Raw genomic sequence first — 10931 nt, 5'->3', positions numbered from 1 at the left:
TGGAGTTTCAAAAACTACAGAGCCAGCGGACTTGCCCGCTTCGATAACAATTGTTTGGCCATTCGAAAGCGTCACGGCCACCGCAGTCTGCGCCGGGTTAGTCAGCGTAGCGGTATAAGTGATATTGCCGCCTTCGGTGACCGAGTTGTCTGCGGTCAGCGTAACGGTGGTGGTGTCGATCGAGTCAGTGATGGTGGTCAGAGCTGGTGCCGGATTTGGCGCCAGGTTTTCAAAGTTGCCGCCAGTAGCGCCAGTAATAGTGGTGCTGACAGTCGAGCCATTGTTGTAAACGTCGTTAGCCGGGGTATCCACAACTACCGTGCCGACCGACTCACCAGCTTTGATGGTAATCACCGAGCCATTGCTCAAGGTGACATTCACCGGGGTCTGCGCTGGGTTGGTCAAGGTCGCGGTATAGGTGATCTGACCGCCTTCGGTCACCGTGTCACCAGCCGTCAGCGTAACGGTCGTGGTATCAACCGAATCAGTGATCGTGGTGACCGCAGGGGTCGTGCTCGGCACCAGGTTTTCGAAGTTGCCGCCGGTTGCACCCGTAATCGTGGTGCTGATCGTTGAACCATTGTTGTAAACGTCGTTAGCCGGGGTATCCACAACTACCGTGCCGACCGACTCACCAGCCTTGATGGTAATCACCGAGCCATTGCTCAAGGTGACATTCACCGGGGTCTGCGCTGGGTTGGTCAAGGTCGCGGTATAGGTGATCTGACCGCCTTCGGTCACCGTGTCGCCAGCCGTCAGCGTAACGGTCGTGGTATCAACCGAGTCCGTGATCGTGGTGACGGCAGGGGTCGTGCTCGGCACCAGGTTTTCGAAGTTGCCGCCGGTTGCACCCGTAATCGTGGTGCTGATCGTCGAACCATTGTTGTAAACGTCGTTAGCCGGGGTATCCACAACTACCGTGCCGACCGACTCACCAGCCTTGATGGTAATCACCGAGCTATTGCTCAAGGTGACATTCACTGGGGTCTGCGCTGGATTGTTCAGCGTGGCGGTGTAAGTGATCTGACCGCCTTCGGTCACCGTGTCACCAGCAGTCAGTGTGACGGTGGTGGTGTCGATCGAATCGGTGATGGTGGTCACAGCCGGAGCTGGATTCGGCACCAGGTTCTCGAAGTTACCGCCGGTGGCAGTGGTGATCGTCGTGTTGACGGTCGAACCATTGCTGTAGACGTCATTGGCTGGGGTTTCAAACACTACTGAGCCAGCAGATTTACCGGCCTCAATAGTGATGGTCTGACCATTAGAAAGCGTCACGTTGACGGCAGTCTGCGCCGGGTTAGTCAGCGTTGCGGTGTAGGTGATGTTGCCGCCTTCGGTGACCGAATTATCTGCGGTCAACGTGACGGTGGTGGTATCAATCGAGTCGGTGATGGTGGTCACAGCCGGAGCTGGATTCGGTACTAGGTTCTCGAAGTTGCCGCCAGTAGCGTTGGTGATCGTCGTGTTGACGGTCGAACCGTTGCTGTAGACGTCGTTTGCCGGAGTTTCGAACACTACCGAACCAGCAGATTTGCCAGCCTCAATAGTGATTGTCTGACCGTTAGAAAGCGTCACGGTAACCGCGTTCTGCGCCGGATTGGTCAGCGTAGCGGTGTAAGTGATATTGCCGCCCTCAACGACCGAGTTATCGGCGGTCAGGGTGACGGTGGTGGTGTCGATCGAGTCGGTAATCGTGGTCACAGCCGGAGCTGGATTCGGTACTAGGTTCTCGAAATTGCCGCCAGTAGCGTTGGTGATCGTCGTGTTGACGGTCGAACCGTTGCTGTAAACGTCATTGGCTGGGGTTTCAAACACGACCGAACCAGCAGATTTGCCAGCCTCGATAGTGATCGTCTGACCGTTGGAAAGCGTCACGTTGACGGCAGTCTGCGCCGGGTTAGTCAGCGTAGCGGTATAAGTGATATTGCCGCCTTCGGTGACCGAGTTGTCTGCGGTCAGCGTGACGGTGGTGGTGTCGATCGAGTCAGTGATGGTGGTCACAGCTGGTGCCGGATTTGGCGCCAGGTTTTCAAAGTTGCCGCCAGTAGCGCCAGTAATAGTGGTGCTGACAGTCGAACCATTGTTGTAAACGTCGTTAGCCGGGGTGTCGACAACTACCGTGCCGACCGACTCACCAGCCTTGATGGTAATCACCGAGCCATTGCTCAAGGTGACATTCACCGGGGTCTGCGCTGGGTTGGTCAAAGTCGCGGTATAGGTGATCTGACCGCCTTCGGTCACCGTGTCGCCAGCCGTCAGCGTAACGGTCGTGGTATCAACCGAATCCGTAATCGTAGTGACCGCAGGCGTAGTGCTCGGCACCAGATTTTCAAAATTACCGCCGGTTGCACCCGTAATCGTGGTGCTGATCGTCGAACCATTGTTGTAAACATCATTAGCCGGAGTATCGACCACAACAGTCCCGACCGACTCACCAGCTTTGATGGTAATCACCGAGCCATTGCTCAAAGTGACGTTCACCGGCGTCTGCGCTGGGTTAGTCAGCGTGGCGGTGTAAGTAATCTGCCCACCTTCAGCCACAGTCCCGCCAGCCGTCAGCGTGACGGTAGTGGTATCGACCGAATCAACAATAGTGGTAACCGCAGGCGTAGCGCTCGGCACCAGGTTTTCAAAATTACCGCCAGTAGCGCCGGTAATGGTGGTGCTGACAGTCGAACCATTGTTGTAAACATCATTAGCCGGAGTATCAACAACGACGGTGCCAGTCGATTCGCCGGCTTTGATGGTAATCACCGAGCCATTGCTCAGGTTCACGGTCACCGGCGTCTGCGCTGGATTGGTCAGCGTGGCGGTGTAAGTAATCTGACCGCCTTCAGTCACGGTCCCGCCAGCCGTCAGCGTGACAGTCGTGGTGTCGAGGGTATCGGTGACTTGGGTCACAGCCGGTGCCGGGTTAGTGGTCAGCACCAGGTTATTGCCGCCGGTGGTGCCGGTGACGTTGACGCTGATTTGGTTCGCGTCGATGTACGGGCTGTCATTCGGCGCCAGCGTTACGTTGGCGGTGCCGGTCAATTGGCCGGCGGGGATGGTGATCACCGCGCCGTTGGACAGGGTGATGCTCAGGTCGCTGCTCGGCGCCTGGGTCACGGTGGCGGTGTAGGTCAGCACGCCGCCGGCTTCGGTGATGGTCGGGGTCGCGCTCAGAGTCAGGGTGGAAGCTTGCAGCGCCAAGTTGCCGTTGTCGGTGGTGCTTTGGGCGCCAGCGAGCTGGGTTTGCGTCGCGTTGGTCTGGCCGATTGGGGCGGTCGGGAAGCCGATCGTCGGGTCGACACGGCCAGCGGTGGCGTCCAGCACGACAAAGCTGTGGCCGCCGCCCGCTGCGCCGTTACCGGCAGCGGTTGGGCCCGCGGCGGTGGCTTCCAGGTCGGTGGTCGGGTCGGCACCCGCGGCGATGGCTTGCTGCAACTCGGCAACCGACGGTGCGGCTTGCTCGGTGGCTGCGGCCAAGTCGACGGTGGAGTCGGGCGCATCAGCGCTCCACTGGGTATCGCGACCCAGGTCCAGCGTGCGGCCATCGGCCAGTTCCAGGCTCACAGAGCCGGACATGCCGGTGTCGACCTGGTCGCCCGCGAACAGGCGATCGCCTTCAATAAGGAGGCGGCGCGTTCCTTCCGGAGAAATCACGAAAACTTGACCAACAATGCTTTTGACGATGGCAACAACACTGCTCATTAAAGATTTCTCCGGCGTTCCGTTCTGATGATTTCTATGTGGCCGCTCGGGGGAGGGCCAGACAGGAGGGGGCGTAGTCTACAAAGATATTGGCGTCAAATTATTGGCTATAATTTTTCGCTATCTAGTTTATGCCAAACTATTGACCTTATGGCCGCCATCCTAAACAATCGGCCCCGTAATGTCACATTGATATTTATGCGGCGAACCGTCCTACATGTGTGAAGCAGTTCCGCTTTTTGAACTTTCCGACGTACGGTCATTACGGTAGCCATTTTCCGACGCAGCCACGTTAATTGCTGTGATTTGCGACAAGTAGTACTGGGGAATTTTTACATGCGTCTGCACCTGTTCATGGCAATACCGTTCGTCCTCGCCGCCAGTTTCGTAAAAGCCCAAACATTGCCCCAGGCCATGCAACAGGCACTCGATGTGCACCCCGAAATTCAAGCCGGTGTGAACAGCCGTATCGCCGCCGATTACCAATTGCGCGCCGCCCAAGGTGGTTATCTGCCTCGGGTTGACCTGGCCGCCGGTTATGGCCGTGAAGGCACCGATGATGCCAACACCCGTGCCGCCGCCGGCACGAATGGCAACCAGTGGGACACGCACAACCGCGGCGAGTCCAGCCTGCGCCTGCAACAGATGATTTTTGACGGTTTTGCTACCTCCAGCGAAGTCGGGCGACAACAAGCCAACGTCAACTCCCGCGCTTACTCCCTGCTGGGTACGTCCGAGCGCACCGGCTTGACCGTTGCTCAGGTCTACCTGGATGTGCTGACCCGTCGTGAATTCGTGCGCCTGGCTGAAGAAAACCTGCGCAACCACGAACGCATCTACGACCAGATCAAGCTGCGCACCCAGCGCGGTGTCGGCAACGGTGCCGACCAGGATCAAGCCGAAGCGCGTCTGGCCCAGGCCCGCAACAACCTGATCACCGAGCAGACCAACCTGGCCGACTCCCAAGTCAATTACCTCAGCGCCGTCGGCCAGATGCCCGACCAGCTCGAGCGCCCGGCCCCGTTCATGGCCATGCTGCCGGCTGACTTTAACGAAGCGCGCCGCCAAATGCTCGACAACAGCCCGGTGCTGCGCTCGGCCGAGTCGGACATCTCCGCCGCCGAGAGCCAATACGACGCCGCCAAGTCGACCTTCTACCCGCGTTTTGATGCAGAGCTGGGCACCAATGCCGACAATAACGTCGGTGGCGATGCAGGCCACACCAACGGTTGGGAAGCCATGGTGCGCATGCGCTTCAACCTGTTTGCCGGTGGCAGCAACAAGGCCGATTTGCAGTCCAAGTCGTACCAGGCAAGCCAGGCGCTGGACATCCGCAACAACGCCCTGCGCCAACTCAATGAAGAACTCGGCCTGGCCTGGAACGCCCTGAACAACGCCAACGCGCAGTTGCCGGTCGCCCAGGAATACGTGAACCACAGCACCCGCGTGCGCACGTCCTACCAACAGCAGTTCGGCCTTGGTCAACGTACCCTGCTCGATTTGCTCGACAGCGAGAACGAATTGTTCACGGCTTCTCGTCGCCTGGAAGAGATCAAGAACATTCAGTTATTTACTCAATATCGAATCAAGGCGACCATGGGCGAATTGCTCAAAAGCCAGGGCGTCGTCGCACCCATGGCCTCCGTCGTGCAGAACGACGTGAAGCCTAAAGTCCAACTGCCCGGGATGAATTGAGCCACCCCCAAAGCCCCAGCTGTTAGTCGAGAGTGCACCGCGTGGAATCCGAAGTCAGTCGAGTTCATCTCAGTCATGATCCACGCACGCTGCACGACGACCCGTTACTCGACGGGTTACTTGCGCTCTGTGCCCTGCATCAAAAACCGGCCAGCGCAGCCATGCTCACCACCGGCCTGCCGCTGCCTTCGCAGCGGCTGAGTGCCGACCTGCTGGCGCGTGCCGCCGCGCGTGCCGGGCTGCAGGGGCGATTGCTGCAACGCAAGCTCGAACAGATTCCTGCCATTGCCCTGCCCGCGCTCTTGCTGCTCAAAGACGGGCGCAGCACCGTGCTGGTGGGATGGCAAGGCGAAGATGAAGCGCGAGTCCTGCTCAGCGAAAGCGACGGCGGTGAAGTGCTGATCAAACGTGAGCTGTTGGCCGATGACTACATCGGCAAGGTTTTCTTTGCCCAGCCGCAGCATAAATTCGACGTCAACCATGGCAGCCTGATTCCCCGTGCGCGTTCGTGGTTTCGCGATACGCTCAAGCGCTCTCGCTGGCTCTACACCGACGCCATCGCCGCCAGCTTCCTGATCAACATCATCGCCATGGCCGCGCCGCTGTTCGTGATGAACGTGTACGACCGCGTCGTGCCAAACCAGGCCACGGCTACCCTGTGGGTGCTGGCAGTAGGCATTTGCGGCGCGTACCTGTTCGACCTGATCCTCAAAAGTTTGCGCAGCCTGTGCCTGGACCTGGCCGGTAAAAAGACCGACCTGATCATCTCGGCCACGCTGTTTGAGCGCATCGTCGGCATGTCCATGAAGTACCGCCCGGCGCGGGTCGGCAGCTTCGCCCAGAACATCCATGAGTTTCAGAGCCTGCGCGATTTCCTCGCGTCGCTGACCCTCACCAGCCTGATCGACCTGCCATTCACCCTGCTGATTTTCCTGGTGATCGCCATCCTCGGCGGGCACTTGGTGTGGGTGCCGGTGCTGGCCTTCCCGCTGGCCCTGGGCATTGGCTACGCGCTGCAAAAACCGCTGGTAGCCACCATGGAACGCACCATGGCCCTGGCCGCCGAGCGCCAGTCGAGCCTGATCGAAACCCTCGCCGGGCTGGATGCGGTCAAGGTCAACAATGCCGAGAGCGAGCGCCAGTACGGGTGGGAGCAAACCATTGGCACCCTGAGCCGGCTTGAGTTGCGCGTGAAGTTGCTGTCGGGCCTGTCGATGAACATGACCCTGCTCATCCAGCAACTTGCCGGCGTGATCATGATCGTGTTCGGCGTGTACCAGATCATCGATGGCAACCTCAGTATGGGTGGCCTGATTGCCTGCTACATGCTCAGTGGCCGCGCCTTGAGCCCACTGGCGTCGTTGTCGGGCCTGCTCACCCGTTACCAGCAAGCCAAGGTCACCATGACCTCGGTGGACCAGATGATGGAGCTGCCGCAAGAGCGTAATTTCGAAGAGCGCCCCATGAGCCGCCGCACCCTGCAAGGTGCGATTGAATGCCGGGGCCTGAGCTTCACCTACCCGAACCAGCAGAACGCCGCGCTGAAAAACATCAACCTGGTGATCAAGCCAGGTGAAAAAATCGGCATCATCGGTCGCAGCGGCTCGGGTAAAAGCTCCCTCGCCAAACTGATCGTCGGACTCTATCAGCCCGACTCCGGTGCCTTGCTGGTGGACGGCGTGGACGTGCGCCAGATCGACGTCAGCGAGTTGCGCCACAACATCGGCTACGTCGCCCAGGACATCCAACTGCTCGCCGGTACACTGCGCGACAATTTGGTCTCCGGTGCGCGTTACGTAGAGGATGAAATGGTCCTGCAGGCCGCCGAACTGGCTGGCGTGCACGAATTCGCCCGCCTGCACCCGCAAGGGTATGAACTGCAAGTCGGCGAGCGTGGGCAGAACCTGTCCGGCGGCCAGCGCCAGAACGTTGCCCTGGCCCGTGCCCTGTTGCTCAACCCGCCCATCCTGCTGCTGGACGAACCCACCAGCGCCATGGACAACACCGGTGAAGAACGCTTGAAACAACGCCTGCAAGCCGTGGTGCAAAACAAGACCGTGGTACTGGTCACTCACCGTGCCTCACTGCTCTCCCTGGTGGATCGCCTGCTGGTGGTCGACCGTGGCCAGATCCTCGCGGACGGCCCCAAAGCCGTGGTTATGGAAGCGTTGAAAAAGGGGCAGATCAGTGTTGCTTAACTCCATCAAGAGCGCGATCGGCCGTTACTTCAAAGGCTCCGATTCGCTGCAGGGCCAGCCCCTGCCCGAGGTCAACAAAGCGCTGATCGAAGATGCGCCGCGAGTGATCCGCCTGACCATCTGGGCAATCATCGCGTTCTTCCTGTTTCTGGTGACGTGGGCGGGCTTTTCCAGCATCGACGAAGTTACCCGTGGCGACGGCAAGGCGATTCCGTCGTCCAAGCTGCAGAAAATCCAGAACCTGGAAGGCGGTATCGTCTCCGAGTTGTACGTCAAGGAAGGCCAGATCGTCGAAGCCGGGGCGCCGTTGATTCGCCTCGATGACACACGCTTCGTCTCCAACGCCGGTGAAACCGAAGCCCTGCGCCTGGCCATGCAACTGCGTGTTGAGCGCCTGAGCGCGCAGGTGGATGACCGCCCGCTGAACATCCCCGACGACGTGCTGAAGGCCGCGCCAAGCCAGGCCGCCAACGAACGCTCGCTTTATGAAAGCCGCCGCCAGCAGTTGAAAGACGAAGTCGGCGGTTTGCAGGAGCAACTGGTGCAGCGCCAACAGGAACTGCGCGAGTTCAGCTCCAAGCAAAGCCAGTACCGCAGCCAGTTGGCCCTGCAACGCCAGGAAATCAACATGTCCGAGCCGCTGGTGGCCCAGGGCGCGGTATCGCCGGTTGAAGTGCTGCGCCTCAAGCGCGCCGAGATGGAAACCCGCGGTCAGCTGGACGCCACCACCCTGGCGATTCCCCGCGCCGACTCGGCGATCAAGGAAGTACAGCGCAAAATCGACGAAACCCGTGGCAAATTCCGCAGCGAAGCGCTGACCCAGCTCAACGAAGCCCGCACCGAATTGAACAAGGCCGAATCCACCGGCCGCGCCCTTGAAGACCGCGTCAGCCGAACCCTCGTCACCTCGCCGGTGCGCGGGATCGTCAAGCAACTGTTGGTCAACACCGTCGGCGGCGTGATCCAGCCGGGCAGCGACATGGTCGAAATCGTGCCACTCAACGATACCCTGCTGGTGGAAGCCAAGATCCGCCCGCAAGACATCGCCTTCCTGCACCCAGGGCAAGAAGCGATCGTCAAATTCACCGCCTATGACTACACCATCTACGGCGGCCTGAAGGCCAAGCTCGAACGCATCGGTGCTGACACCATCACCGATGAAGACAAGAAAACCACCTACTACATGATCACCTTGCGCACGGACCGCAGCCACTTGGGCACCGATGAGAAGCCGTTGCTGATCATCCCGGGCATGGTCGCGTCGGTGGATATCATCACCGGCAAGAAGAGCATCCTGAGCTACCTGCTCAAACCGATCATCAAGGCGCGGGCCGAGGCGTTGCACGAGCGGTAATCTTCAGCGACTGTCAGGGCCCTATCGCAGGCAAGCCAGCTCCCACATTTTGATTTGTGAACACATTCAAATGTGGGAGCTGGCTTGCCTGCGATAGCGCCATCAGCCTCACCTCGAATCCCAACCCTAATGCATATCGATATTCACTAACGGTATTTAAGCGCTCGTTCTTATATCTATAAAGTCACTCCCCTGTCCGACCGGGAGTGACCTCATGTCCGCCACCTCTACTGTTCCAACAGCGACCGCAACCCCCCAAACCTTCGAGGTTCGCCCACTCACCGGCAGTGTCGGCGCCGAAGTCATCGGCCTGGACTTGTCCCGCCCAGTCAGCGACGACGACTTCGCGCGCATTCATCGCGCGCACCTGGACCACCACGTCGTGGTATTCCGCGACCAGCGCATCACTCCCGAACAACAAATTGCCTTCAGCCGCCGATTCGGCGTGCTGCAAATCCACGTGCTCAAACAGTTCCTGCTGGCCAACCACCCGGAAATCCTGATCGTCTCCAACATCATCGAAAACGGCCAATCCATTGGCCTGGGTGACGCCGGCAAATTCTGGCACTCCGACCTGTCTTACAAAGAACTGCCAAGCCTGGGCTCGATGCTGCATGCCCAGGAGCTGCCTTCTGAAGGTGGTGACACCCTGTTCGCCGACATGCACAAAGCCTGGGACCAACTCCCCGAGCACCTGCGCAACGCCGTCGAAGGCCGCAGCGCCGCGCATTCCTACACGGCGCGCTACAGCGAGACCAAATTCGAAGGCAACTGGCGGCCCACGCTCACGCCTGAACAACTGGCCCAGGTCGCCGAGGTGGTGCACCCGATTGTGCGCACCCACCCGGAAAACGGCCGCAAAGCCCTGTTCGTCAGCGAAGGCTTCACCACCCGCATTGTCGGCCTGCCCGACGACGAAAGCCGCGACCTGCTGGCCCAGCTCTACGCCCACAGCGTGTTGCCGCAAAACATCTATCGCCACCAGTGGCAGCCCCACGACCTGGTGTTCTGGGACAACCGCTCGCTGATCCACCTGGCCGCCGGTTGCCCGACCCATCTGCGCCGCAAGCTGTTTCGCACCACCATCCAGGGCGATGCGCCTTTCTGATTTCCCGGCACGAGAAGATCAAATGAACGCGCCCCTGCCAGGCCACGCGGCCAGCAACCTCAATACCGTCGGCCCGTTGCTGGCAGTGGATAACGTCAGCCTTGAATACCGCACCCCGGAGCGCGTGGTGCGGGCCACCCACCAAGTCAGCTTCGAGATCGACCCTGCCGACCGTTACGTGCTGCTCGGTCCTTCGGGGTGCGGCAAATCCACGCTGCTCAAGTCCATTGCCGGGTTTATCAAACCCTGCGAAGGCGAGATCCGCTTGTTGGGGCAAAAAGTCGAACAGCCCGGCCCGGACCGCATTGTGGTGTTCCAGGAATTCGACCAGTTGCCGCCGTGGAAAACCGTCAAACAAAACGTGATGTTCCCGCTTCTGGCATCGAAAACCCTCAAGCGCCGCGAAGCCGAAGAACGGGCGCTGCACTTCCTCGACAAAGTGGGCCTGAGCGCCTTCGCCGACGCCTACCCGCACACCTTGTCCGGCGGCATGAAAGCCCGCGTCGCTATCGCTCGCGCGTTGGCCATGCAGCCGAAAATCCTGCTGATGGACGAACCCTTCGCCGCCCTCGACGCGTTGACCCGACGCAAGATGCAGGAAGAGTTGCTGCTGCTCTGGGAAGAGGTGCGATTCACCCTGTTATTCGTCACCCACTCCATCGAAGAGGCGCTGGTAGTTGGCAATCGCATCCTGTTGCTGTCGCCGCACCCGGGGCGGGTTCGCGCAGAAATCCACAGCCATCAATACGACCTGCACAGCCTCGGCGGTGTGGAATTCCAGGCGTCGGCGCGGCGCATTCACCGCCTGCTGTTCGATGAAGCGCCCGAGGCCGAGCGAGAGCTGGGTTTCGCCGATATCCGCATTGCTTACTGAGGGCCACCC

General features: G+C 59.9%; 6 protein-coding genes. 5 read left to right on the top strand and 1 reads right to left on the bottom strand.

Annotation, left to right across the window (positions count from 1 at the left end; all coding sequences use genetic code 11):
- A partial coding sequence (locus Q7C20_RS16215; protein WP_375068691.1) for a retention module-containing protein occupies window positions 1-3693 on the bottom strand: 3693 nt, incomplete at its 3' end.
- Between the two features lie 336 nt (window positions 3694-4029).
- Between Q7C20_RS16215 and Q7C20_RS16210 the strand changes: the two genes are divergently transcribed.
- The 5 genes from Q7C20_RS16210 to Q7C20_RS16190 all read left to right on the top strand — a co-directional run bounded on the left by Q7C20_RS16210 (window position 4030) and on the right by Q7C20_RS16190 (window position 10922).
- Window positions 4030-5388, top strand: coding sequence for a TolC family outer membrane protein (locus tag Q7C20_RS16210; protein ID WP_375068690.1), 1359 nt, complete (start codon window positions 4030-4032; stop codon window positions 5386-5388).
- Window positions 5389-5429: 41 nt separating this feature from the next.
- Window positions 5430-7586, top strand: coding sequence for a type I secretion system permease/ATPase (locus Q7C20_RS16205; RefSeq protein WP_375068689.1), 2157 nt, complete (start codon window positions 5430-5432; stop codon window positions 7584-7586).
- Window positions 7576-8940, top strand: a complete 1365-nt coding sequence (locus tag Q7C20_RS16200) for an HlyD family type I secretion periplasmic adaptor subunit (protein ID WP_348060629.1) — start codon at window positions 7576-7578, stop codon at window positions 8938-8940. Before Q7C20_RS16205 ends, Q7C20_RS16200 begins: the two co-directional genes overlap by 11 nt.
- 214 nt (window positions 8941-9154) lie before the next feature.
- Window positions 9155-10048, top strand: coding sequence for a TauD/TfdA dioxygenase family protein (locus Q7C20_RS16195; protein ID WP_375068688.1), 894 nt, complete (start codon window positions 9155-9157; stop codon window positions 10046-10048).
- Between the two features lie 22 nt (window positions 10049-10070).
- A complete protein-coding gene (locus Q7C20_RS16190; RefSeq protein ID WP_375068686.1) occupies window positions 10071-10922 on the top strand; it encodes an ABC transporter ATP-binding protein in 852 nt (283 codons plus the stop codon).
- Window positions 10923-10931: the final 9 nt, after the last annotated feature.

The sequence above is a fragment of the Pseudomonas sp. AMR01 genome (assembly GCF_041946035.1).
Classification (GTDB): Bacteria; Pseudomonadota; Gammaproteobacteria; order Pseudomonadales; family Pseudomonadaceae; genus Aquipseudomonas; species Aquipseudomonas antarctica_B.
The sequence above is the reverse complement of the archived record's forward strand: the minus strand, read 5'-3'. Positions and strand labels throughout refer to the sequence as shown.

Bases quoted from the DNA above. Each gene is read 5' to 3' on its own strand.
- Q7C20_RS16190 (WP_375068686.1), top strand. From the start codon at position 10,071: ATGAACGCGCCCCTGCCAGGCCACGCGGCCAGCAACCTCAATACCGTC.
- Q7C20_RS16195 (WP_375068688.1), top strand. From the start codon at position 9,155: ATGTCCGCCACCTCTACTGTTCCAACAGCGACCGCAACCCCCCAAACC.
- Q7C20_RS16210 (WP_375068690.1), top strand. From the start codon at position 4,030: ATGCGTCTGCACCTGTTCATGGCAATACCGTTCGTCCTCGCCGCCAGT.